This window comes from Nitriliruptor alkaliphilus DSM 45188 (assembly GCF_000969705.1).
Lineage (GTDB): Bacteria > Actinomycetota > Nitriliruptoria > Nitriliruptorales > Nitriliruptoraceae > Nitriliruptor > Nitriliruptor alkaliphilus.
On sequence record NZ_KQ033901.1, the window covers coordinates 239,933 to 263,818 of the forward strand.

The 23,886-nt window shown below is 71.7% G+C and carries 19 protein-coding genes; 7 read left to right on the forward strand and 12 right to left on the reverse strand.

Translation table 11 applies throughout. From position 1 onward, the window contains the following. The 8 genes from NITAL_RS01145 to NITAL_RS28790 all read right to left on the reverse strand — a co-directional run bounded on the left by NITAL_RS01145 (position 1) and on the right by NITAL_RS28790 (position 9,538). Positions 1–1,356 carry a S8 family serine peptidase gene (locus NITAL_RS01145; protein ID WP_052664268.1) on the reverse strand — a complete coding sequence of 452 codons (1,356 nt, stop codon included), beginning with the start codon at positions 1,354–1,356 and terminating at the stop codon, positions 1–3. A gap of 165 nt (positions 1,357–1,521) precedes the next feature. Next, complete coding sequence (locus NITAL_RS01150; RefSeq protein ID WP_211262133.1) at positions 1,522–1,965, reverse strand: DUF4870 domain-containing protein; 444 nt, start codon at positions 1,963–1,965, stop codon at positions 1,522–1,524. Positions 1,966–2,188: 223 nt separating this feature from the next. Beyond that, on the reverse strand, positions 2,189–3,529 hold the full coding sequence (locus NITAL_RS01155; protein WP_052664270.1) for an ABC transporter substrate-binding protein: 1,341 nt from the start codon (positions 3,527–3,529) through the stop codon (positions 2,189–2,191). A 204-nt stretch (positions 3,530–3,733) separates the two neighbouring features. Further along, a complete protein-coding gene (locus tag NITAL_RS01160; RefSeq protein WP_052664271.1) occupies positions 3,734–4,897 on the reverse strand; it encodes a branched-chain amino acid ABC transporter permease in 1,164 nt (387 codons plus the stop codon). Between the two features lie 39 nt (positions 4,898–4,936). Then, positions 4,937–5,833, reverse strand: coding sequence for a branched-chain amino acid ABC transporter permease (locus NITAL_RS01165; protein WP_052664272.1), 897 nt, complete (start codon positions 5,831–5,833; stop codon positions 4,937–4,939). After that, positions 5,833–7,824: an AMP-dependent synthetase/ligase gene (locus NITAL_RS01170; RefSeq protein WP_211262134.1), complete on the reverse strand. Its 1,992-nt coding sequence runs from the start codon at positions 7,822–7,824 to the stop codon at positions 5,833–5,835. The genes NITAL_RS01165 and NITAL_RS01170 overlap by 1 nt, the downstream gene beginning before the upstream one ends. After that, a complete protein-coding gene (locus NITAL_RS01175) occupies positions 7,821–8,726 on the reverse strand; it encodes an ATP-binding cassette domain-containing protein (protein ID WP_083442054.1) in 906 nt (301 codons plus the stop codon). Before NITAL_RS01175 ends, NITAL_RS01170 begins: the two co-directional genes overlap by 4 nt. A 26-nt stretch (positions 8,727–8,752) precedes the next feature. Continuing rightward, positions 8,753–9,538: an ABC transporter ATP-binding protein gene (locus tag NITAL_RS28790; RefSeq protein WP_052669227.1), complete on the reverse strand. Its 786-nt coding sequence runs from the start codon at positions 9,536–9,538 to the stop codon at positions 8,753–8,755. Positions 9,539–9,977: 439 nt separating this feature from the next. Between NITAL_RS28790 and NITAL_RS01185 the strand changes: the two genes are divergently transcribed. From NITAL_RS01185 to NITAL_RS01195, 3 genes are all read left to right on the forward strand, one after another. Continuing rightward, positions 9,978–11,216, forward strand: a complete 1,239-nt coding sequence (locus tag NITAL_RS01185) for a PucR family transcriptional regulator (protein ID WP_052664273.1) — start codon at positions 9,978–9,980, stop codon at positions 11,214–11,216. 61 nt (positions 11,217–11,277) lie between these two features. After that, positions 11,278–12,117 (forward strand): hypothetical protein, encoded by an 840-nt coding sequence (locus tag NITAL_RS01190; RefSeq protein ID WP_052664274.1) that lies wholly within the window; start codon positions 11,278–11,280, stop codon positions 12,115–12,117. Continuing rightward, entirely contained in the window at positions 12,114–13,226 is a 1,113-nt protein-coding gene (locus NITAL_RS01195) for a hypothetical protein (protein WP_052664275.1), read from the forward strand. Before NITAL_RS01190 ends, NITAL_RS01195 begins: the two co-directional genes overlap by 4 nt. 20 nt (positions 13,227–13,246) lie before the next feature. Here the strand turns inward: NITAL_RS01195 and NITAL_RS01200 are convergent, their stop codons facing one another. Together NITAL_RS01200 and NITAL_RS01205 are read right to left on the reverse strand one after the other, a co-directional pair. Further along, a complete protein-coding gene (locus NITAL_RS01200) occupies positions 13,247–14,395 on the reverse strand; it encodes a M48 family metallopeptidase (protein WP_052664276.1) in 1,149 nt (382 codons plus the stop codon). Continuing rightward, positions 14,392–14,952: a LemA family protein gene (locus NITAL_RS01205; RefSeq protein ID WP_211262138.1), complete on the reverse strand. Its 561-nt coding sequence runs from the start codon at positions 14,950–14,952 to the stop codon at positions 14,392–14,394. Before NITAL_RS01205 ends, NITAL_RS01200 begins: the two co-directional genes overlap by 4 nt. A 182-nt stretch (positions 14,953–15,134) precedes the next feature. Between NITAL_RS01205 and NITAL_RS01210 the strand changes: the two genes are divergently transcribed. The 4 genes from NITAL_RS01210 (at position 15,135) to NITAL_RS01225 (ending at position 22,040) form a co-directional block, all read left to right on the forward strand. Next, a complete protein-coding gene (locus tag NITAL_RS01210; RefSeq protein WP_052664277.1) occupies positions 15,135–16,346 on the forward strand; it encodes an S-layer homology domain-containing protein in 1,212 nt (403 codons plus the stop codon). A 50-nt stretch (positions 16,347–16,396) separates the two neighbouring features. Beyond that, positions 16,397–18,181 (forward strand): tetratricopeptide repeat protein, encoded by a 1,785-nt coding sequence (locus NITAL_RS01215; protein ID WP_052664278.1) that lies wholly within the window; start codon positions 16,397–16,399, stop codon positions 18,179–18,181. A 98-nt stretch (positions 18,182–18,279) separates the two neighbouring features. Then, on the forward strand, positions 18,280–20,955 hold the full coding sequence (locus NITAL_RS01220; protein ID WP_052664279.1) for a tetratricopeptide repeat protein: 2,676 nt from the start codon (positions 18,280–18,282) through the stop codon (positions 20,953–20,955). A gap of 17 nt (positions 20,956–20,972) precedes the next feature. Next, the gene (locus NITAL_RS01225; RefSeq protein ID WP_052664280.1) at positions 20,973–22,040 is read left to right on the forward strand and encodes a sugar phosphate nucleotidyltransferase; all 1,068 of its coding nucleotides are present in this window, start codon (positions 20,973–20,975) and stop codon (positions 22,038–22,040) included. A 59-nt stretch (positions 22,041–22,099) separates the two neighbouring features. Here the strand turns inward: NITAL_RS01225 and NITAL_RS01230 are convergent, their stop codons facing one another. Further along, on the reverse strand, positions 22,100–22,822 hold the full coding sequence (locus tag NITAL_RS01230) for an acetyltransferase (protein ID WP_342674202.1): 723 nt from the start codon (positions 22,820–22,822) through the stop codon (positions 22,100–22,102). Continuing rightward, positions 22,768–23,739, reverse strand: coding sequence for an SDR family NAD(P)-dependent oxidoreductase (locus NITAL_RS01235; RefSeq protein WP_211262139.1), 972 nt, complete (start codon positions 23,737–23,739; stop codon positions 22,768–22,770). Before NITAL_RS01235 ends, NITAL_RS01230 begins: the two co-directional genes overlap by 55 nt. Positions 23,740–23,886 lie beyond the last annotated feature (147 nt).

Below are 23,886 nucleotides of genomic sequence, written 5' to 3' on the forward strand. Positions count from 1 at the left end.
TCAGCCAGAGGTGGCCGCCAGCACCGCCGCGACGGCGTCGACGTGGCCAGCACCGTCGGCGAAGGCGGGCAGGCCGCGGTCGTAGGCGGTGTCGACCAGCAGGGCTTCGACCTCGGCCGGCGTCAGGTCGGGTGCGACCTGCAGGACCTGGGCCGCGATGCCGGCGACGTGCGGCGCCGCCATCGAGGTGCCCGACAGGGAGGAGTAGTAGATCGGGTTCGGTGCACCGAACGAGCCGGTGAGGCAGATGGGCAGGGTCGGTGCGCACGGGGCGACGATGTTGGCGCCCGGCGCCGACAGGTCCGGGTAGGTCTCGGGCCGGCCGTCGACGCCGCGCGAGGAGAAGCTGGCGAGGCCGCCGTCGCGCGAGCCCTGGCCGAGGTCATCGGCAGCCGCGACGCAGATCACGCCGGGGGTCTGGTTGGTGCACTCCGGGCTGGTCGCCAGGGACGATCCGTCACCACCGCTGTTGCCGGCCGCGAAGACCACGGTCACGCCCGCGTCGACCAGCTCGTTGACCATCCGCGTGACCGCGCTGTTCGGGTTGTGCTCACCCGACGAGCCCCACGAGTTGTTGACCACGCGGATCGCCGGCGAGACGGTGTCGTGGTTGTCGAGGACCCAGCCGAGTCCGTCGAGCGCGAAGGCGAGCGAGATGAAGGCGCCCGCCGAGACGCTGTGCACGGTGGCGCCGGTGGCCGCGCCGCGGTAGGTACCGCCGGAGGCGGCGCCGGTCCCGACGACGGTGCCGGCCACGTGCGTCCCGTGGCCGCCGAAGCTGGCGGTGTCGCTGATCGGCAGCGGGATGGCCACGCCGCCGGGCAGGACCTTGACGTTCTCGCCGATCCGGCCCGCGAAATCGGGGTGGAGCTCGTCGACGCCGGAGTCGACGACCGCGACCCCGATGCCCGACCCGTCGACGATCTGGCCGCCGACGGTCACCTCACCGTCGAGCAGCTGCGCGCCGCGGGTGGCGGTGTGGGAGGTGTCGGTCAGCAGCTCGACCGGGGCGTCACGCTCCAACCACTCGACGTCATCGAGACCGGCCACCCGCTCGAGCGCGTCGGGGTCACCCACGACGGCGACCACGTCGATGGCCGCGTACGTCGAGTGGATGCTGGTACCGGCGGCGGCCAGTTGGTCGGCGACTGCGGCGAGATCGGCGTCCTCGGAGACGTGGACGAGCGCGCGACCCTCCGCGAGCACGCCCGCGTCGATGACGGCGTCGACGGTGTCGGTGACGGTGCCGGTCAGCCCGCCGAGCAGCGGTCCGATCAGGGCCACCACGCCGAGCACCGGGACAGGGCGCGGCAGCGAGCGGCGTGAGGAGGTCGAGTACCTGGCGAGGGGACGCACGGAGGGCTCCTGCGGTCGGGTCGCAGCACGCGCGGAAGCGGCGTGCCGTCTCAAGGTCCGTGCAGGAGGCAACGACGGCCGAACGGCCAGGGAACGGCGGGAACACCCGGGACCTCGGTCCCGGGCGCCGGCCGCGCGTCACGGAGCGCGACCCGTGCGGGCGGTCTAGCTCACGAAGCGGATGCAGATCGGGTAGCGGTAGCCGTCACCGTCCCAGGCCTTCACCGCCGCGACGATGGGCAGGATGATCCACAGCAGGATGAGGACGATCGCGAGGATGATGCCGATCGGGATGATCACGATCAGCGCCAGGCCGAGGGTCAGCACCCCGCCGACGATCCCGACGATCACCGCGACGGCCCCGACGAGCAGCAGGGTGAGGTTGAAGTTGAGCGCCTCCTTGGCGTGGTGGTCCACGAAGGGGTGGCGTTCACGGCCCACGATCCACACCACGAGCGGTCCGATGAAGGCCAGGAAGACCCACGCGCCGACGAAGGTCGACAGGTGGGCCGCGACCGCCCAGCCGCGCGTGTCGCCGTCCAGGCCGTGCCCCGGAGGCGGCGGGCCGCTGCTCATCGGGTCGGAGGGGTCGGGGTAGGGACCGGACACGTCGATCACCTCGAGAGGTCGAAGGGGCACCGCCACGAGAGGCGGTGGTGACCCCATCATGGCCTCGCGGAGCGGCGGCGACCATCGGGGGACACCCCGAGGTGTCCGACCGACCCTGAGACGGGCACCGGGGCACTCGCCGCACGTGTTCCCCACCGCCCCCCGGACGCCGCTGGGGCGGCCCGAAGGCCGCCCCAGCGGTGTGGCGTCGCTGCGTGGTGGATCAGCCCGAGCAGCGCGTCTCGTACGCGAACGCATCCGCGGTCGGACCGGTCACGCCGGTCTCCTCGGTGCGCAGGTTCAGCTCCTCTGAGGCGTCCGGCTTGGAGATGACGGCCGTGCGGACGTCCTCGCCAGCCTCACCGAAGGTCCGCTCGGGCAGGGAGCCCTCGTAGTCGACGACCAGGCCGTCGACGGCGGCACGGACACCCGACCGGGTCAGATCGCCGTTCTCGGCGGCCTGCTCCAGCAGGGCCTTCATCGGGTAGGACCAGATCCACCCAAAGGTGAACCCGTCGTTGGCGGGCAGGTTGCCCTCACCGAGCGCGGCCTGCATGGCCTGGTGCGCCTCGGACGAGCCGGTGAACGCCTCCCAGGGACCGATGTGCGTGAAGACAGCCTCGAGCGCCGGAGCGGCCGGGGAGTCCATCAGCGCGGGGTTCCAGGTCGGGACCGAGCCCAGGAAGCGGCCCTCGAAGCCGGCAGCGACGGCACCACCGACGATCTCGGCCGTCTCGGCCGGACCGGTCGCGAGCACCACGACGTCGGCACCCGCGGAGACCACCTGCTGCACGGCCGCGTCCTGCGAGCCGACCAGCGCGTTCGGGCCGGTCTCGGCGAAGCCGAGGTCCTCGGCGCCCGTGGCCTCGGCCCACGCCGCGACGCCGGCAGCCGAGTCGCCGCCGTAGTCACCCGGGTAGCCGACCGCCTGGACCGAACCGATCTCGCCTTCGTTGTCGTTCGCCCAGTCGAGGCCGATCTGGGACTCGAGGCAGTACGAGTAGCCGGACTCGAGGATGACCCCGTGGTCGGACTCCTCGAAGTTCCAGCCCGACCACCACGACGCCGGGATGCCGACGACGTCGTCGGCGTCCATGTCGGGCAGGATCGCCTCGGTCGGTGGGGTGCCCAGGGTCTGCGCGAGCGCGAGGATGTCGGGCTCGATCTCGTTGTAGAGCTGCGAGTGGACCTGGGGGTTGTACTCGTTGTCGCGCGTGTAGGTGTCGATGTCGATGTCGTAGCCGGCGATGCCACCCTCGTCGTTGACACGCTGCCAGAAGGCCCGCTGCCCCTCGACGATCTGCACGCCGAGCGGGGCGAACGGTCCCACCGTGAGGTCCGACAGGACACCGAGGTAGATGCAGCCGTTGTCCTCGTTGACCGCGTTCTCACAGGGCTCGTCGGTCACACCGACGTCGGTCGCGATCTCCTCAGCACCGTTGCCGTTGCCGTTGCCGTCGTCGGCGGCAATGCCGCCGTCGTCGTCGCCGTTGCCGCACGCGCTCGCCGCGAGGGCGATCGCACACAACGCGGCGGCGTGTCGCCGCCATCTGGTCTTGCGCATCCCTGTCTCCTGATCGTGGAACCTGCTCCAGGACCGCCCGGTGACCCGGGCGGACATCTCTCTCCCAGCGACTCCCACCAGCCTACGACCAGCGTAGTAGTTGCCGGGTCCGTCGTCTCGTCGGGCGGTCACGCGAGGTGCGGGCCGCTCCCTCCACGTCCCGGGCCGCGCACCGCCGTGGACTGAGACGCCGACTCACATCGCTCAGTACGAGAAGGGCCAAGCCTTCCAGTAGTTGCGGATGCGCAGCCACAGCCCGAACAGCCCGCGCGGCTCGATCACGAGGAAGAGCACGATGAGGACACCGAACAGGATCCCCTCGAGCTGGTCGACCGAGATGATCCCGCCCGATGCGCTGCGCGACACCCCCGGGACGTACCCCGACATCCACTGCACGAACCGGGGCAGCATCTGGATGACGATGGCCCCGATGATCGCGCCGGACACCGTCGCCACCCCGCCGATGAGGATCATCGCGAGGAAGATGACCGACAGGGTGAGGTTGAAGTTCTCGGGGGTCGGTTGGCCGTAGGTCACCGCGAGCAACCCGCCGCAGATCCCGGCGTAGAACGACGAGACGGTGAACGCCAGCACCTTGGTCCGGGTCAGCGGGACGCCCATCACCTCGGCCGCGATGTCGCGGTCGCGGACGGCCGCGAAGGCACGTCCCACCTTGGACCGGGCCAGGTTGCGCGCGCCGATGGCGAACACGATCAGCATCAGCAGGCAGAACAGGTAGTACAGCTGCTGGCCGGTCACGTCGATACCGAAGATCTCCTGCCGAGCGTTGAGCTGGAAGCCGCCGATGACCGGCGCCGCCGCCCGCCGGCCGACGCCGGGACCGCCGGTGAACGTGCGCATCTCCTTGAAGAAGTGCTCACCGATGAAGACCAGACCCAGGGTCAAGATGGCGAGGTAGAGGCCGCGTACCCGGGCCGCGAGGGGCGCCACCAGGAAGCCCACGAGTGCTGCCACCAGCCCGGCGGCCGGCAGCCAGATCCACATCTCGAGGTCGAGCCCCCGCAGGGTGCCGGTCGCCGGGCTGCCGACGAACGCGGCGGTGTAGGCCCCGAGCCCGACGAAGAACGCGTGCCCCAGGGAGACCTGCCCGGCGTACCCGGTGACCAGGTTGAGGCCGATCGCGCCGATGGCGAAGATGAACGCCGTCGCGAGCAGGCCCGTGAGGTCGCGGCTGAGCATGAAGGGGGCGATGACCGCCACCAGCAGGAGCACACCGACGCTCGTGCGCTTGCCCGGGGTGTTGAGGATGGCCTGGTCGGCCGCGTACTCGGTGTACAGCTCGGGGCGGGCGCGGCGCGCCAGGAAGCGCTTCGGGCCGCTGAGGGTCGAGGTCCGCTGCTCGGTCATGACGATCCTCCCGGGACCACGCGGCTGTCGGTGGGGCGCTCAGACACGCTGCACCTCCGGGGTGCCGAACAGGCCGTAAGGCCGGACCATCAGCACGACGATCATGATCAGGTAGGGCACGACGATGTCGACGTTGGCCCCGAGGATCGGCGCCAGGGTCGAGGCGTACCCGCGGGTGATGGACTCGGCCACGCCGATGAACAACCCCGCGATGAGGGCACCGCGGATGGAGTCCAGGCCGCCGAGGATGATCACGGGCAGGGCCTTCAGCGCGACGAACGCGGTCGTGGCCTCGACGCCGCCACCACCGCCGGTCCCCACCAGCATGCCGGCGAGCGCCGCGAGGGCTCCCGACAGCGCCCAGGACAGGTTGAACATCCGGCCGACGTTGACGCCCTGCGCGAGGGCGACCTCCTGGTCCAGCGAGGTGGCTCGCATGGCGAGGCCGACCCGCGAACGGTCGAGGAACAAGCCGACGGCGGCGAACGCGACCAGCGTGATGACGATCTTCCAGGCGTCGGCGACGAAGACGTTTCGGCCGAGCAGCACGAAGGAGTCGTTGCCCCACGGGTCGCCCATGAAGATCGGTTGGCGGATCAGGCGCCCGGCCAGCACCAGCAACGCGAAGAACAGACCGACGGTGACCATCGCCGCCGAGAAGACCGGTTGGCCCACCATGGGGCGCAGGGCGATGCGTTCGATGAGCGCCGCGATGACCGCCATGGTCACCATCGCGGCGACCACGCCGACCCAGAACGGCAACCCGTACCCACGCACGAACAGCGAGGTGAAGTAGGCGCCGAGGACCATCAGGGTCGGCTGGGCGAAGTTGACGACGTCGGTCGCCCGGTAGATGACCACGAACCCCGCGGCGAGGAGGGCGTAGACGCTGCCCTGTCCGAGCCCGCGGAAGATCGGGAAGATGAGCTCCTCCATCAGGCGGAGTCCTCCTGGCCGGCCGGCACGGCCGCGGCGTCGGATCGGGCGGGGGCGTGGACCTCGACCAGGTCGCCACCGGCGTGCTCGGTGCGGTTCTCGTACATGTCGGCCACGAGCGGGGCGAACGCCTCCACCAGCGACGAGCGCTTGACCTTCTGCGTGGCGGTCAGCTCGCCGTCCTCGTGGTCGAGCTCCTTGGTGATCACGCGGAACTTGCGCACGTTCTCGACCCGGGCGAACTTGTCGTTGGTCTCGCGGATGGCCTTCTGGATCAGCTCGAGCACCTCGGTGCGTTCCGAGAGGTCCCGGTAGGTCGTGTAGCCGATCCGCTTGCGCGTGGCCCAGTCGCCGACCGTGTCGAGCTCGATGCCGATCAGCGCCGTCAGGTAGGGCCGGCCATCACCGATGACGACCGCCTCCTTGATGAACGGCGAGGTCTTGAGCGAGTTCTCGATCTCCGACGGCGAGATGTTCTTCCCGCCGGCGGTGATGATGATGTCCTTGATCCGGTCGACGATCTTGACGTGCGTGCCGTCGACCCACTCCCCCACGTCGCCGGTGTGCAGCCAGCCGTCGGCGTCGATGGTCTCGGCGGTCTTGTCCGGCTTGTTCCAGTAGCCGGCGAAGGTCCCCGCGTGACGGGTGAGGATCTCGCCGGTCTCCTCGTCGATCTTGAAGTCGATGCCGGGCTGCGGCTCGCCGACGGTGCCGAGCTTGACGCGGCCGGGGCGGTTGACGGTCGCGACCGCCGCGTTCTCGGTCATGCCGTAGATCTCGCTGATCACCACGCCGATCCCGAAGAAGAACTTGAGGACCTCCGGGGCGATGGGGGCGGCGCCGGACCCGGCGGCCCGCACCTTGCGCAGGCCGACCCGGTCCCGCAGCGGCCGGAAGACCAGCGGGTAGCCGATGGCGTACAGGATGCGGCTACGCGTGGTGTGGTTGCCGTCGTTGGCCACCAGGTCGTCACCGATGGTGTTGGCCATCTTCATGACCAGCCCGAAGGTGAGGCGCTTGAGCCGCGAGGCGGACGCCATCTTGATCATGATGCCGGCGTAGAGCTTCTCCCAGATGCGGGGGACGGCGAAGAACAGCGTCGGCTGGACCTCCTTGAGGTTGGCCTGGACCACCTCGATGGACTCCGCGAAGTGGATCAGCACCCCGGCCTCGGCGTTGACCCACTCGGTCGCGGTCCGCTCGGCCACGTGGCACAGCGGCAGGTAGGACAGCGCCACGTCGTCCTCGGACGCGGGCGGGTTGTAGAACCCGCCGTCGGACACCAGCGTCGAGATCGCGAACTCGACGTTGCGCACCGTGAGCATCGCGCCCTTCGGCGGACCGGTCGTGCCCGAGGTGTAGATCAGGGTCACCACGTCGTCCTCGGTGGCCTCGGCGGCCACCCGGTCGAGCAGGGACGGGTCGCGGTCCTGGTGCTCGCGGCCCCGGGCGATGAAGTCCTCCCAGGACATCAGCTTCGGGTGCCGGTAGTCGCGCACCCCACGCGGCTCGATGTAGACGATCCACTCGAGGTCGGGACAGTCCGCCTCGACCTCGAGCGCCTTGTCGACCTGCTCCTGATCCTCGGCGATCAGGACGCGCGAGCCCGAGTCCTGCAGCAGGTAGCGCACCTCGGCGGCGGGGTTGGTCGGGTACAGCCCCATGGTGATGGCGCGGATCGCGACGGTGCCGACGTCGACGTAGAGCCACTCGGGGCGGTTCTCGGAGTGGATGGCGACCCGGTCACCGGCCGTGATCCCGAGCGACGCGAGCGCGTGCGCGACGAGAGCGGTCTGCTCCCAGTAGGTCGCCCAGGTGATGTCCTGCCAGATGCCGAGGCGCTTCTCGCGCAGCGCGACGACCTCGGGCATGGCCGCGGCCCGGCGGCGGACCCGCTGGGGGACGGTCGAGATGGCGTCCGACGAGGCGGGCGCTCCGGCCTGTTCGGCGGTGGTGGTTGCCTCGTGCTCGGGGCGCGACAGATCGGTCACGGTGCCACCTCCGAGCTGGTGTCGTCGTCCCGTACGGAGCCGACGCCGAGGTCGAACTCCTCCGCGTGCACGTCGCCGACGACCTCGTGGTCCTCACCGAGGTAAGCGCGGATGACGTCGGGATGCTGCTGGACCTCCGACGGTGTGCCGAGGGCGATGGGCTTGCCGAAGTCGACCACCAGGACCCGGTCGGCGAGGTCCATCACGAGGCCCATGTCGTGCTCGACCAGGATCATCGCGAGGCCGAGCTCGGAGCGGATGTCGAGGATGAAGCGGGCCATGTCCTCGGTCTCCTCGACGTTCATGCCCGCCACGGGCTCGTCGAGGAGCAGGAGCTTGGGCTCCATGCACAGGGCGCGGCCGAGCTCGACCCGCTTCTTGACCCCGTAGGGCAGCATCCCCACCGGGAACTTGCGGAACGCCTCGATCTCGAGGAAGTCGATGACGTCCTCGACGACGCGGCGGTTCTCGAGCTCGATGCGTTTGGCCTTGCCGGCGTAGAACAGCCCCGCGACGGGCCCGTAGTCCAGGTGCAGGTGGCGCCCGAGCATCAGGTTGTCGAGCACCGTGAGGTTGTCGAACAGCTCGATGTTCTGGAACATCCGGGCGATACCGAGCCCCGCGACGTCATCCGGCTTCTGACCGAGGACGGAGTCGCCGAGGAAGTCGATGCGGCCGGACTGCGGCCGGTAGACGCTCGAGATGCAGTTGAACAGCGAGGTCTTGCCCGCACCGTTCGGCCCGATGATGGCGAACAGCTCGTTGGGCATGACGTCGAAGCTGACACCGTCGACGGCCCGGGTGCCGCCGAAGCGCAGCTCGAGATCCTCGATGTGCAGCAGCGGCTGGCCAGCGGGCACGTCGACCGAGGTCGAGGTGAGGGCGTCGGAGAGCGTGCGGATGGTCACGTAGGGGTCCTCCCGTCGACTCAGGACAGCCAGCGCTTGCGGCGCTTGTAGTGCTTGACGTCGCGGAAGCTGCCCGCGCCCTCCTCACGCAGCCCGAGGTAGAACTCCCGGACGTCCTCGTCCTCGCGCAGGACGGAAGCGGCCTTGTCCATCACGATCTTGCCGGTCTCCATCACGTAGCCGTGGGAGGCGATCGACAAGGCCATGTTGGCGTTCTGTTCGACGAGCAGGATGGAGGTCCCCTGCTCGTTGATCTGGACGATGACGTCCCGGATCTGCTGGACGATCAGGGGCGCGAGGCCGAGGGAGGGCTCGTCGAGCAGCAGGTAGCGCGGCTCACCCATCAGCGCGCGACCGAAGGCGAGCATCTGCTGCTCACCACCCGAGAGGTAACCGGCGACCTGCTTGCGGCGCTCGGCCAGACGCGGGAACAGGGTGTAGATGCGGTCGAGGTTCGCGCTGAGGTTGCTGCGCGGTCCGGCGTGACCGCCGATGCGCAGGTTCTCGTCGACCGTGAACTCCCGGAAGACCCGGCGGCCCTCCATCACCTGCGAGATGCCGGTGGCCACCGTGCCGGGGGCGTCGAGCCCGTGGATCGGCTCACCATCGAGGGTGATCGTCCCCTTGGTGATCTCGCCGCGGTGGACGTCGAGCAGACCGGTGATGGCCCGCAGCACCGTGGTCTTGCCGGCACCGTTGGCACCGAGCAGCGCGACGATGGAGTTGTCGGGCACCTGGATGCTGATGCCCTTGAGCACGAGGATGACGTCCTCGTACACGACCTCGAGGTTCTGGATGGCGAGCACGCCAACTCCCACGGTCTCGACCACGCGCGAGCGCGCCGACACGCACCGGTGACGGTGCGGGCGCACGCTCCCTTCGTGGTTCCCACGAACTGCTCTCCCAGGCAGCGATGGGTACCCGGCGGTGATGCGGATGTCAACGCGGGCCAGGTGAGCATGGGTCTCGCGACCGGCCGGATGGCCCGGGCGTGAGGGCGAGTTCGAGCCCCGTACCCGCGTTCGGCCCCTGCGGCGGGCCTGAACGCGTCCGTTCAGACGCTCAGGACTGGCCCAGTATGACCACGGAACGGCGGTGGGCGTGGCTCCGGACGTGCCACTGGCGCCGCGACCACTGACCTCGTAGCATCCCGGGCCGACGGACGCAGGACCTCGTGCGTTCCACAGGAAACGTCCGTCGACACGTGCACCCCTCGGGAGCGGGCGTGCGCGTCGGGAGGGACCGGTGGTCAGCAGCGAGCGCACCACGGCGGACGGCGTCGTCCCGGGGAGCACGATCGACCTCGAACAGCCACCGGTCGACCCGTGGGACGAGGTCCAGGTCCCCGCCGGCTGGGAGGCGGTCGCAGCGATCGCCCGGCGTGTGTCGCGGGGCATCGATGACCTCGCGATGCACGTGGTGACCTGCATCGAGGCCGAGGTCCCGGCCTACGCCCCCGGCGTGGTCCCGTTGGACGACATCCACGCTTCCGTGGCGCGCACCCTGGACATGATCCTGGTGGGCATCGCCGAACGGCGTGCCCCCACCGACGCGGAGCTGACCATCCGGCGCGAGCTCGGCGTCCGTCGGGCGCTGCAAGGCCTGCCGGTGGATGCGGTCGTCGCGGCGTACGACATCGGCTACCGCGAACTGTGGCTGGCCCTCGTTCGCGCGCTGCCACCCGCGGACACGCAGGCCACGACCCAGCTGCTCGAGGCAGCCACGACCGTCTGGAGCTGGGTCCACGACGTGTCGACGGCCATGGCATCGGCCCACGCGCAGACCACCCGCCGGCTCGAGGCCCGGGACGTCGGCGCACGACAGCGCTTCGTCGAACTGCTCGTCGCCGGGGACATCGACGGCCCGGAAGCCGGTTCGCTCGGACGCTCGCTCGGCCTCGATCCCGGCGAGAGCTTCACGGTCACGGTGGTGCGCGGCGCGACCGACGACCACGATGCCGTCGAGTTGCAGCGGCGGGCGCACGCACTCGCCGGAGCGTACGCCGTGGTCACCCGCGGCCCCCTCGTGGTCATCGTCGCGCAGGAGGGGGTCGCCGAGGAGACGATCGCCGCGATCCGGGCCGTGATCCCGGACGCGACGATCGCCACGGGGCTGGAGCGGCTGGGCCTCCGCGGGGCCCGCGCCAGCCTCACCGATGCCGAGTTGACCCTGGAGGTCACACCCGAGGCGACGACCGGCGTCTTCGACGAGTCCTGGCTGTGGGCGACGCTGAACGGTTCGCAGGAGCGGTTGCGGGGCCTGCTCGCGGTCGGGGTGGACGTCGCCACCAAGCACCCGCACCTCGCCGAGGCGGTCGTGGCCTTCGGCGACCACGGGTTCTCGGTCTCCGAGGCGGCCCGGCGCCTCGAGGTCCACGCCAACACCGTCGGGTACCGCCTGGACCGCTGGGCCGAACTGACCGGCTGGGACCCGCGCACGTTCGCGGGTCTCGTACGGTCGCTCGCGGCGATCCGCTCCGCCTGAGCGACCCCGGGCGCTTGCTACGTTCCGAACGGTCAGGGACGGGTCCTCGGGAGGACGTGGGATGGGGGTGGACGCAGCACGGCGCGTCCAGGCTCCAACCGAGCGGTCGGCCGCTGGCCCCGGCACCGCCGCTGCCGGGTTGTTCGCCTGCACCGTGGCGGGGTGGCTGCTGGCCATCCTGCTCGCCCTCGACGAGCCGTCGCCGCCCACGGCGACACGGCTCCTGATCGCCCTCGGTGCCGCGGGGTGGGTGCTGCTGAGCTCGGGCACGCTGCGCCCGTCAGCGGTCCACGCCAACCTGCGCGCCGGCGGGCCGCAGCTGCTCGTGGCGGCGATCGTCGCCGGGGTGGTGCTGTGGGTGGCCGGGCCACCGCTCGCCCGCAGCGCCGGTGGGACCGGTGCGACGGTGACCCGGCTCACACCGATCGTGGCGCTGGCCGGGCCCGCGCTCACGTACGCGATCGGACGTCGGCGCCGCCGAGCCGGCGTGCCTGCCCACCCGACCACAGCGGTGTCCGCGATCATCGCCGCCTTCCTGGCCGCCTCCGTGGCCACCAGCCTCATGGCGCTCCCCGACGCCTACCCGCTGTCGCGGTTCCCGATGTACTCCTCCCCACGCAGCGGGGTCTACGAGGTCGAGCACGTGCGGTTCACCGGTATCCGGGAGGACGGGACGACGCGCCAGCTCGGGGGTTCCCTGGCCCGACACGCGCTGCTCCGCCTGGTCCGCGAGGAGGACCGGGAGGCGCTCAGCGGCTTCGCCGAGGCCGAAGCGGCGAGCGACGATGCGGTGGTCGAGGTGCTCATCGAGCTCACCGTCGAAGCGGTCTCCCGCCACCCCGACCCGCCTGCGTTCGAGGTCGTCCGGCGCGAGCCCGTGATGCGCGTGGCGACCCCGTGAACCCATCAGCCGCGTCGCACGCGACCGACACCACCGGCGATGCGCGGCGACCACCGCGCACACCGCCCGAGGTGTGGACACGGTCGTGGTTCGGGCCGGGGTCGGCGCACACGCTGCTCGCGGTCCGGGTGCTCGTCCTCGCCACCGTCGCCGTCGACGTGTGGCGCAACCGCCTGCACTACCTGACCCAGCCCGATCGCGGGGGGCGCGTGTGGGAACCGGTGTCGGTGCTCGGCGTCCTCGACGTCCCGCCCCCGACCGAGGCCGTCGTCGTCGCCTGCACCTGGCTGGCGCTGATCGGCTGCGTGGTCGCGGCCGGCCCGTGGCGGGGCCCGGCCAGGGTCGCTGCCGTGACGGCCCTGGCGACCTACGGCACGCTGCTGCTCACCGAGAACTCGTTCGGCAAGATCAGCCACAGCCACCAACCGCTGCTCATCGCCCTGGTCGTCGTGGCCCTGGCGCCCTACCCGCGAGGGGTCGAGGCGCCGGACTGGCGGTGGCGGTGGCCCGTCCAGGCGTGTCGAGCGGGGTTGGCGGTGATGCTGCTCGCTGCTGCCTGGTCGAAAGCCACCACCGGCGGCGTCGCCTGGGTCGTCGGCGAGAACATGCGCAACATCCTCGTCGCCGAGGTGTTCTTGTTCAACGATCCCGCCCTCGGCGGGTTGAGCCTGTGGATCGCGTCGGAGCCGTGGCGGTGGCAGGCGGTGGCGTTCGGCGCCCTGGCCAGCGAGGCCGTCCTCGTCGGCGCGCTGGTGGTGCGCCGACAGCCGTGGCGAGGGCTGTTGGTCGTGGTCGGGATCAGCCCGCTGGTCGCGATCACGCTCCTGATGGGGCTGATCGGCTTCCCCCTCGTCGTCCTCGCGGCACTCATGCTCGACGTCGATGGGCTGGCGAGGGCGTGGCGGACCGAGCGTCGCTGGTGGGCCACGGCGGCCGCCGCTGGAGGTCTGCTCGTGCTCGCGGCGACGACGTGGCTGGCTGCCGAACGGCTGGTGCTGCTCCTGCCGCTCGCGCTGTTCGCGGGCGCGGTCGTCGTGGCGGTCCGGCGAACACATCCGCCGACGGCGGTGAGCGCGGCCGACCGCGTGACCGAGGACGAGCCCGTCTGAGCGTCCCCGGAGCCGCTCGCTCAGGCGCCGCGGGCCGGGGGTGGCGGCCAGCCGCCGCCCGGCGGTGGCGGCCAGGGTCCGCCGGCGGGGGGTGGCGGCGGGCCTCCGGTCCGGGTCGAGGGATCCGGTGCGGCCGGACCGCGGGGCGCGTCGGGTCGTGGCGGCAAGGGCGCGTCGGTGCGGACCGTGCCGGCGTTGAGCGACGCGAGCCGTTCGATCCGCTCCCGCATGCTCGGGTGCGTCGCGAACCGGCGCGCCATCTTCGCGGCACGGTCCTTGCCGCGGGTCTCGTTGGGTTCCTCGAACCACAGGTGCGCCGTGGCGACCTCGAAGTGGCGGATCTCGGTGGTGTCACCGTCGATCCGCCGCAGCGCGTTGACCATCGACTGGGGGTCGCGCAGCAGGTCGGCGGCGGTCGCGTCGGCGAGGTACTCACGCTGGCGCGAGACGGCGAAGCGGATCAGCTGGGCCGCGATCGGCGCCAGGATCACCGCGAGGATGCCGAGGACGGCGATGAGCGCCGCTGCTCCGCCGCCACCCTGGTTCTTGCTCGAGCGGCTCCGTCCCCCACGACCGCCGCCGAGCCACATCGCCCGGATGAGCACGTCGGCGAGCAGCGCCACCAGGCCGGCCGTGGCCACCGCCACGGTGACCGCCCGGATGTCGTCGTTGAGGATGTGGGCGACCTCGTGGGCCAGCACGGCCCGCAGCTCGTAGCGCGGGAGGCGTTCGAGCAGGCCGGTGGTGACCGCGACGTGGCTGTTGTCCAGCGACAGGCCGGTCGCGAAGGCGTTGGGCGCCGGGTCCTCGACGACGTACAGCTTGGGCTTGGTGCCCGAGATGCCGGCCGAGACGCACACCTCGTCGAAGACGTTGTGCAGCTCGCGGTAGCGCTCACGGTCGGCGGGCTTGGCCTTGGCCGCCCGCAGGGCGATCGCGGGACCGGCACGCATCGACAGGAAGGTGCCGCCGAGGCCGAGGGCAGTCCCGAACGCGGTGATGCCGAGCGCCGGGACCGGTGAGAAGGCCACCTCCGGGCCGGCGAGGTAGCCGACCACGAGCCAGACCAGCAGCGCGACGAGCAGGGTGCCGAGGGTCAGCAGCACCCGGGTCGCACGCCGGTTCTCGCGCTGGAGCTGGTCGTAGAGTCCGCCGCTGCGTGCGGTCACTCGAAGGACACCTCAGGGGCAGCGCGAACCTCGAGGGTCTCGACCTCGAAGTACTCACGCGCCTCGAAGTTGAAGCTCGAGGCGACGATGCTGGAGGGGAAGACCCGGCGCAGCTCGTCGTAGGCGCGGACGCTGGCGTTGTAGTGCCCGCGGGAACCGGCGACCATGTTCTCGGTGTGCGCGAGCTCCTCCTGGAGCTGACGGAAGTTCGCGTCGGCCTTCAGGTCGGGGTAGTTCTCGCTGATGGCGAGCAGGCGCCCGAGGGCCTGGGTCAGGCCGTTCTCGGCCTCGGCGAGGTCGGCCGGCCCGGTCGTCGAGATGGCTCGGGCGCGGGCGGCGGTGACCTCCTCGAAGGTCTGGCGCTCGTGGGCGGCGTAGCCCTTGACGGTCTCGACCAGGTTCGGGATCAGGTCGTGGCGACGCTGGAGCTGGGTGTCGATCTGCGCCCACGCTTCGTCGACCCGCACCCGGCCACGCACGAGCCGGTTGTAGAGGACGACGACGAAGACCGCGATCAGGACGATCACGGCGAGCACGATCAGCAGTGTGGCGAGCACGAGGACCCTCCCTCGGAGGATGGTTCGGACCGGAAGCGGCAGCCCGGACCCTACCTGCGTGAGCATGACGGGGCGCGCGCTCTCCGCAACCGACGCGGGAACGTCTACGGACGGCGGCGGCCCTTTCCGACGGATAGAGCATCCCCTCCGCCGGACCTCCTCCGGCACCCCTGGAGTTCGTCGTGCTCTCGAACGCTGCCCTCCTGCCCCTGCGCCCGGCCGCGACTCGCCGGCTGCTCGCCGGGCTGCTCCTCGTCGCCGCGGTCCTCGGCACGAGCGTCGCGGCCACGCCGTCCGCCGCCGAGGCCCGGACCGGCACCGCCGTGATGCGCAGCTCGCAGCTGTCCGCTGGCCAACTGGTGTCGTGGTTCCGTTCCTCGAGCACCCGCGTCGCCGGCTACCGCGCGACCGTGTCGGTGGAGACCCTCGCCGCCCTCTACATCGAGGAGGGCCGCGCCGAGGGCGTCGCCGGCGACCTCGCGTTCGCGCAGGCCGTGCTCGAGACCGGCAGCTTCAACTGGCCGGGCCACGGCCAGGTCCGTGCCGAGCAGAACAACTTCGCCGGCATCGGCGCCTGCGACGGGGGGACCTGCACCGTCGCGACCTTCCGCAGCGCCCGCATCGGGGTCCGCGCCCAGATCCAGCACCTGCGTGCCTACGCCGACCCCAACGTCACCCGCGACAACCTCGCCCACCCCCTCGAGAGCCCCCGGTTCGACCTGGTCGACCCCAAGGGCAAGGCCAGCACGTGGGAGCAGATGGGCGGCGGCAACTGGGCGACCGACCCGCACTACAGCACCAAGATCCTGAACCTCTACGGGGCGATGCGCCAGCACGCCGGGCTCCCGGCCTCCAGCACGGCGACCGTCAGCTCGGGCTTCGTGGGCTCGTTCCGGGACGTCCCGTGGACCCACACCCACGCCACCTCGATCGCCTCCCTCGCCGAGCGCGGCATCACCACCGGTTGCACCAGCACCGCGTTCTGCCCGTCCGATCACGTGACCCGCGCCCAGATGGCGACCTTCCTCACCCGGGCGGCAGCCCTACCGGCCGGTCCCTCGGGCGTGTTCCGCGACGTGTCCGGGCCCCACCAGCGCGGCATCGAGGCCGTCGCCGCCGCCGGAGTCACCCGGGGGTGCGCGCCCCGCCAGTTCTGCCCCAACGAGCGGATCACCCGCGAACAGGTCGCCTCGCTCCTGCAGCGCGAACTGAACCTGCCGGCCCGCCCGGCGCCGTTCCGCGACGTCTCGTCGGGCTCGACCCACGCCGGCGCCATCGGCGCGCTGGCCGAAGCGGGGATCATCCGCGGCGGCAAGGACGGGACGTTCGACCCGAAGGCACCCGTCACCCGCGCGCAGATGGCGAGCTTCCTCGCCAGGGCCTACCCCGCCTGACTATCGCGGCCCCCACCGACCGTTAGCCTCCCTCGGACAGGAGGTCGGCGATGGGCTTACGGGACACGTTCGCGGCGCTGCGTGGCACAGGCGGCCCCGGCCGGACCGGAGCGCTGGCGCAGGCACGAGAGGCGACGGCAGCCAAGGACTGGCCTGCGGCCGCACAGGCGTGGGCCGAGGTGGTGGCCACGGCCGGCCCGACGGCTCCTGACGCGGAGCCGTGGCGAGAGCTCGCCCGCGCCCGTCGTCTCGACCGCGATCTGACCGCAGCGCGCCAGACCATCGAGGAGGGGCGCCGTCGGTTCCCCGAGGACCTGGGCCTGAGCGTCGAACTCGCGCGCCTCGCGCTGCGCGGCTACGCCGCCAGCGCCGAGGACGAACGCCACATCTGGAAGGCCATGCTCCTGGAGGCGCAGGCGGCGCTCCGCGAGGCGCTCGAGCGCGGCGAGGTCACCAAACCTGCGCTCCACGCGGCGGCCGAGATCGAACTCGTGCTGCGCCGGTGGCAGGACGCCCGAGGGCTCTGGGCCGAACTCGAGCGGCGCTACCCCGATCGCGCCGACGAGGCCATCGTCAAGCAAGCGACGGCGTCGAGGGCCGCGGGTGCCCTCGCCGAAGCACGCGCGACCCTCGGCCGAGCCTCCGCGGCCGCGCGCGCGCGCAAGGATGCCCAACAGCTGGCGCGCACCATCACCGCCGACGAGGGCGTCGCCGAAGCGAACGCCGCCTTCGCCGCAGCCAGCAGCCGGTGGCACGCCGGGGACGTCGGCGTGTTGCGCATAGAGGTGCCCGAGGCGATCCGCCTCCGTGGCCACTCGGAGGACCGAGCCAACCGCCTCCTGCCACTGCTCGATGACCTGGCGGAGTTCGTCGCCGTCGCGGCAGCCGGCAGGGAGGAGGCGGGGCCAGCACGGTGTGCGGACACGCACGCGGTCGGCGACGCCCGCGACACCGTCCTGATCAGCGGCTTCCTGTACTCCGGCTCGGGTGCGGTGTTCGACCTGCTGCGCCAGTACGAGGAGTTCCACCTCCCGTTCGCCGACCGGGAGACGGGGTTCCTGAAGAAGCCTGGACACCTCGCGACCATCCTCGACGGTCCGGTCGGTCCGGACGGTCCACGGATCCCCGATCCCGGGACGGTGACCGACGCGGTCCTCGCGAGCACGATCGGGTTCGGACAGACCGGGCGTCCTCTGCTCGGTTGGGTGGGCCGCGACGAACCGGCGCTCGACCGGTTCGTGCTCCAGCTCCGGTGGCTCGTCGCCGAGCTGCGACGGACCTGGGCGCAGGTCGGCCAGGACGCGGAGGTGTCGATCCCCCGCGCAGCGGACGCCATCGGCCGTTTCATCGACGCGTTCGTCGCCGACCGCACGCCGGTCGACCGCCGCGCGCTGCTCAACAACGCCATCGTCGGCCACAACCTCCGGCACCTGCGGCTGGCTTCACGGTCGGTCGCGGTGGCCGTCCTACGCGATCCGCGCGACCAGTACGTGTCACAGCGCCTCGAATCTCCCTTCGCGATGGAGGCCGACGACTTCATCGCGACGATGGCCGAGCGCTACCGCGCGTACGCCGCACTCCGTGCGGACGCTGAACTCGAGGACCGCCTCGTCACGGTGGCGTTCGAGCCCTTCGTCACGGATCCTGACGAACGGGCTGCCCTCCTCGACCGACTCCACGTCGCCGCTGAGGCTCACGCGTCGGGCAGGGCCTTCGATCCCGAGCGTTCGAGGCGGAACATCGGCATCCACGCCGCGTACGCGGACCAGGAGGAGATCGCCCGGGTAGCGGACGGGCTCCTCGAACCCTACGTGGCTCTCGTCCACCGGGCCTGACCGTCCTCCGTCGCGGCGGGGGCAGGGGCGCCAGAGCGCTAGCCTCGCGCGTCGCCCGGGCTGGGCCCGATGCACCGACCACCGTCCATGGAGCTGTCATGCCGTCGGACCGCGCCACGAGACATCGCTCGCTGGTCCGTCGCATCGGAGGACGCCTGCGTAGGGCCTTCGACCACGGCGGCGCGAGCGAGAAGCGACCCGCCGGTGAACTGGTCGAGGCCGCGAAGCAAGCCAGCGCGGAACGGCGGTGGAACGACGCGGTGCTGGCCTGGGAGGCGGTACTCGCCGCCGGGGAGGGCCCGGCCGCGCCGGCCCTGACCCGTCTGGGCAACGCCCAGCGGCGGAGCGGTGACCACGCGGCCGCCGGAACCACGTTGTCCCGGGCCGCGGCGCGCTTCCCGGACCACGTGGGCATCGCCACGGAGCTCGCACAGGTCGCTGTGACCGCGCGGAACTGGCCGCTGGCGGTCGAACGCTGGCGCCGGGTCGCGCAGCTGCGGGGCGACGCCGCCGATGACCCTCGTGTGGCCGCTCGCCTGGCCCGCGCCGAGGTCCGCGCCGGCGATCCCGAGGCAGCGGCCAGGACGCTGGCCCGCGCGGTCGAACGCCACCCGCACGACCTCGAGCTGGCGAGCGAGCACGCGCAGGTGGCGACGATCGCCGGGGACTGGACCGAGGCCGTCGAGCGGTGGCAGGCCGTCCTGGATCGCTTCGGCGCAGATGCACCGGCGAACGTCTACGAGCAGCTCGCCAAGGCCCACCAGAGCCTCGCGGATCTCAACCGTGCCGACGAGGTGCTCGAGCTCGGGCTGACGCGCTTCCCCGATGACCTGGCCCTCGTCGAACGGCGCGCCCGGCTGGCCAACCTCGATCGCGACTGGCCCGAGGTCATCCAGCGGTGGCGTACGGTCATCGAGGTCGGCCGGGACGAAGCGCCCCCCCGGGCGTACCTCCAGCTGGCGCGTGCTCACCAGGCACAGGGTGACCTCGACGCCGCCGAGGAGACCATCGCCCTCGGGCGGCGACACCACCCGGACGACGTCGACATCGCGACGCGATGGGCACGGCTCGCCGCCGCGACGCGCGACTGGGAACGTGCCCTGGAGCGCTACTCGGTCGCGGTGGAGCTCCCCGGTGCCCTGCCGCACGTGCACCGTGACCGCGCGCGTGCCGCTGCGGAGGCCGAGGATGCGGTCGGTGCCGACGCGGCGCTGCGGCGCGGCCTGGAGGAGCACCCGGGCGATCCAACGCTGCTGGTGGAGCGGGCGTTCCTCGCCATCGACCGTGGTGACTGGGACGCGGTCGACACCAGGTGGGCCGAGGCGACCCACGGTGGGCAGGTGCCGCCGGAGCTGTACGTGGGCATGGCGCGGCGCTGCGCCGCGGCCTTCGACCACGAGCGCGCCGACGCGGCGGTCGAGGCCGGCCTCGACCGGTTCCCGGCCGACCGCGGTCTGCAGCGACAACTCGTGCGCAACGCGATCAGCATCCAGCGACGCGAGCACGCACCCGAGGACTGGGACTGGTCCGAGGCACGCGTCCGGGCCCGGCGCGTGCTCGAGGCCTACCGCGAGGGTGACAGCGTCCCCGACGATCACTTCCAGTTGGCGACCGAGCTCGCCGACGCCTCGGCGGTCGCCGAGGCGGTCACGGTGCTGCGAGACGGCCTCGAGGTGCACACGGACGACACGGAGCTCCGCCGCGAACTCGGTGTCCTGACATCTGCCCTCGGCCACTGGCAAGAGGCGGCCGACCACTTCGCCGCACTGGCGGCGACGCCGGCCGCCGAGCGCACCGACCGGTCCGCACTCGTGCGGGCCCATGGCAACCGAGGCGATCACGATGCGGCCAGCGAGGCGCTCGAGACGTGGCCGGCCGACGACGAGCCGTGGCGCCGTGCCGAGCTCGCTCGCGTCGCCGAGGCACGCGGAGACGTCGGCGCCGCCATCGATGCCTGGCGCGCGGTCTGCGACCTCTGGCCGGCCTCGGTCGATGCCCGTCGTCGATTGGCGATCACGCTCCGCCGAGCCGGGGACGATGCCGGGGCGGCCAGCGCGATCACCGATGCGCTGACCGCGGGGCTCGAGGTCGGATCCAACCCCGGGGTGGTCGCCATCATCGGCGGTGGCCCCTCGCTCCAGGGCGTCGACCTCACGCCGCTCCGCGGCGTCGCGCACACGGTCGCGGTCAACGCGACGGCGACGGTCCTCCCGTGGAGCGACGTCGCGGTCACGCACGACGCCAGCCATCTGACCGAGCGGTTCCGCGACTACGACGGCCCCGTCGTCGCCGGGTTGCCGCTGGCAGCCCTCCGGGACAGGGGCTCGCTACCCGGCTTCGAGTTCCGCCGCCGTCTGGTCACGGACCGCCTCTCGGAGCTCGATGACGTCGTCCACAGCGGTGGTCACACGAGCGCTCACACCGCGCTGAACTACGCGCACCTGTTGCGTCCCACCCGGATCGTGCTCTTCGGTATCGACCTGACCACCTTCTGGGGGCCGAACGACTACTGGCACGGCGCGATGGACGACTTCAACCGCCGCCGGTACGCCGACCTCGAAGGACGAGCGACGTTCGGGCGCTGGACCGAGTACCGGGCCCGCAAGCTCGAGAACGCTCCGGCCGTCTTCGCGTCGACCGTGCCGCAGCTCGAGGCAGCGGGTATCGAGGTCCTCAACGCCAGCCCGGTGAGCAGCTTGACGTGCTTCCCGAAGGTGACCCCTGAGGAGGGCCTCGCGGCCTGTCTCGCGGGCGATCTGGCCACGCGCCCCTGACGACCGAAGGCTCCCGTGTGCGTCATCTCAGCGACCAGCGGCTGCAGGCTCTGCTCCTCGGTCCCGAGGCCTCGATCCGCGATGCCATGCGGTGCATCGACCAGGGCGGGTACGAGATCGCGCTCATCGTCGACGGCGAGGGCCGGCTGCTCGCCACCCTGACCGACGGTGACGTTCGGCGGGCGCTGCTCGGGGGTGCCACGTTGGACCAGGCGGTCGCCCCGTTCGCGTCCGCCCGCCCGACCACCGTTCAGCCGGGCGAGGACCGTGCGGCCGTCCTCGATCTCATGCGGGCGCGGTCGATCGCCCACATCCCCGAGGTGGATCCAGAGGGGCACTTGACCGGTGTCCACCTCCTGCGCGACGTGATCGGTGCACCGATCCTGCCCAACACCGCGGTCGTCATGGCCGGCGGCAAGGGGACGCGGCTCGGCAAGCTCACGCACACCACACCCAAGCCGATGCTGCCGGTGGCAGGGCGACCGATCCTCGAACGGATCGTCCTGCACCTCGTGGGGTCGGGGATCCGCCGCGTGGTGCTGTCCATCGGCTACCTCGGCGACCAGATCCGTGAACACTTCGGCGACGGTCACGACTTCGGCTGCCGTATCGACTACCTCACCGAACCCCCAGAGCGGCCGCTCGGCACCGGCGGTCCGCTGCGCCTGCTCCAGGACCTCTCCGAGCCACCGACCGCTCCGCTGCTCGTGATGAACGGCGACCTGCTGACCTCGTTCTCGGTCAGCGGCATCCTGGGCGCCCACACGACCGCCGGCGCGGTCATGACGATCGGCATGCAGTCCTACGTGCACGACATCCCGTTCGGCGTCATCCACGCCGACGATGCCGGGACGATCTCCTCGCTCGAGGAGAAGCCACGCGCGACCTGGACCGTCAACGCGGGGACCTACGTGATCGAGCGCACGTTGCTCGATCGGATCCCGGCGGGGACCCCGTTCCCGATCACGCAACTCGCGGAGGGCTGCCTCGCTCGGGGCGAGCCCGTCCTCGGGTGGATGCTCGACGGCGACTGGCAGGACATCGGCCGACCGCACGAGCTTCGGGCCGCCCGCGGTGAGGCCTGAGGCCGGCCGTCGACCGACCCCCGCCAGCCGACGGGTACAGGCGCACGGCATCGTCGCCGTCAGCTCGTGACGGCCCGTGCCGGCACACCGACGACCGTGGAGCCTGCGGCCACGTCACGGGTGACCACGGCTCCTGCGCCGACCGTTGCGCCCTCACCGATACGTCGGCCGGGGAGCACCGAGCAACCGAGTCCGAGGAACGCGCCGTCCTCGACCGTCACGTCGCCACCCAGGGCCGCGCCAGGGCCCACGAACGCGAAGGCGCCGATCGAGGCGTCGTGGCCGATCTGTGCCCCGTAGTTCACGATCGCACCCGTGCCGACCTGCGCGTCCCGGGTGATCGTCACGTTCGGCGCCAGCACCACGCCGGCCCCCACCGCCACACCAGGCCCGACGTACGCCGTCGGGTGGATCACGCTGAGCAGCTCCAGGTCACGCTCCGCCGCCTGGTCGGCGACCCGACGTCGCAGCACGGCCTCGCCGATGGCCAGCACGACCGCGGGCGCTGGGTCGGGGGCCGCGACCAAGGGGGCGTCGAGCGTCGCCCACACCGGCAGGCCGAGGAGCGTGGCACCGGGTGGCGTCCGAGGTGAAGCGACGAACCCGAGGAGCCGTACGTCGGGCCAAGCATCAGCCACCCAGGCAGCGGCCTCTCGCCCCATACCGCCAGCGCCGGCGACCACGACCGACGGTACGCCTGCTGGGGCAGGGGACACGGACGGGCCGTTCAGCGGTGGTAGCGCGCGGCATCGTCGGCACTCAGCCGGCGTGCCGAGAGCCACTCGGCGGTGGCCCGGAGCCCATCCTCCAACGACGTGGACGGCGTCCAGCCGAGCCGCTCCGCGGCGTAGGTCGGGTCGGAGAGCAGGACCTCGACCTCGCTCCCGGCGGGTCGGATGCGCTCCTCGTCGGTGGTCACCTCGGCGCTCGTGCCGACGACCTTCTGGCAGACCTCGACGAGTTCGGCGATCGAGACGTCGCGACCGGTGCCGAGCTGCACCACCTCGCCAGGCTCGAGCGCGGTGGTCGACGCCCGGATGAAGCCATCGACGGTGTCCGCCACGAACGTGAAGTCCCGCCTCGGACTGAGGCTGCCGAGGTGGATGCGCTCGGCGCCTGCCAACAGCTGGGCGAGCACGGTGGGGATGACCGCACGTAGCGACTGCCGGGGGCCGAAGGTGTTGAAGGGACGGAGGGTGGCCACGCGCGTGCCGAACGAGCGCGCGTAGGACTCGCACATCTTGTCGGCGCCGATCTTCGACGCCGAGTAGGGCGATTGCCCCTTGAGCGGGTGGCTCTCGCGGATCGGCACCTCGTCCGGTGTCCCGTAGACCTCGCTGGTCGAGGTGTTGATGACCCGAACGCCCGTCGCCCGGGCCGCCTCGAGGACGTTGAGGGTGCCGACGATGTTGGTGTCCACGAACGAGCGCGGCGCCACGTAGCTGTAGGGGATCGCGATCAACGCGGCGAGGTGGAGGACGAGGTCGCACCCCTCGACCAGGTCCCGGACCTGACCCGCGTCGCGCACGTCACCGAGCCGCACGTCGACCTGGCTGAGGACCTCCGGGGCGACGGTGTCGAGCCAGCCGTTGGATCCTTGGCTGTTGTAGACGCACAGGGCGCGCACGTGGGCACCTTCGGCGACCAGTCGCTCGACGAGGTGGCTGCCGATGAAGCCATCGGCCCCTGTGACGAGCACCGGAGAACCCTGCAGATCGGACACCTCTACCTCGCTGACGATCGGACCCCGCGGGAGCCCAACTGGTTGCGGTCGACCACCTCGTCCCCGCAGCGCGCGATGGTAGAGGGTCGGGCGGCCCCCAGTCGCCTCACGGCCGCCCCGACG

What these genes read in the sequence shown, in the direction of transcription:
- NITAL_RS01155 (WP_052664270.1), bottom strand. Translation starts at nt 3,529, where the DNA reads ATGCGCAAGACCAGATGGCGGCGACACGCCGCCGCGTTGTGTGCGATC.
- NITAL_RS01160 (WP_052664271.1), bottom strand. Translation starts at nt 4,897, where the DNA reads ATGACCGAGCAGCGGACCTCGACCCTCAGCGGCCCGAAGCGCTTCCTG.
- NITAL_RS01165 (WP_052664272.1), bottom strand. Translation starts at nt 5,833, where the DNA reads ATGGAGGAGCTCATCTTCCCGATCTTCCGCGGGCTCGGACAGGGCAGC.
- NITAL_RS01190 (WP_052664274.1), top strand. Translation starts at nt 11,278, where the DNA reads ATGGGGGTGGACGCAGCACGGCGCGTCCAGGCTCCAACCGAGCGGTCG.
- NITAL_RS01215 (WP_052664278.1), top strand. Translation starts at nt 16,397, where the DNA reads ATGGGCTTACGGGACACGTTCGCGGCGCTGCGTGGCACAGGCGGCCCC.
- NITAL_RS01220 (WP_052664279.1), top strand. Translation starts at nt 18,280, where the DNA reads ATGCCGTCGGACCGCGCCACGAGACATCGCTCGCTGGTCCGTCGCATC.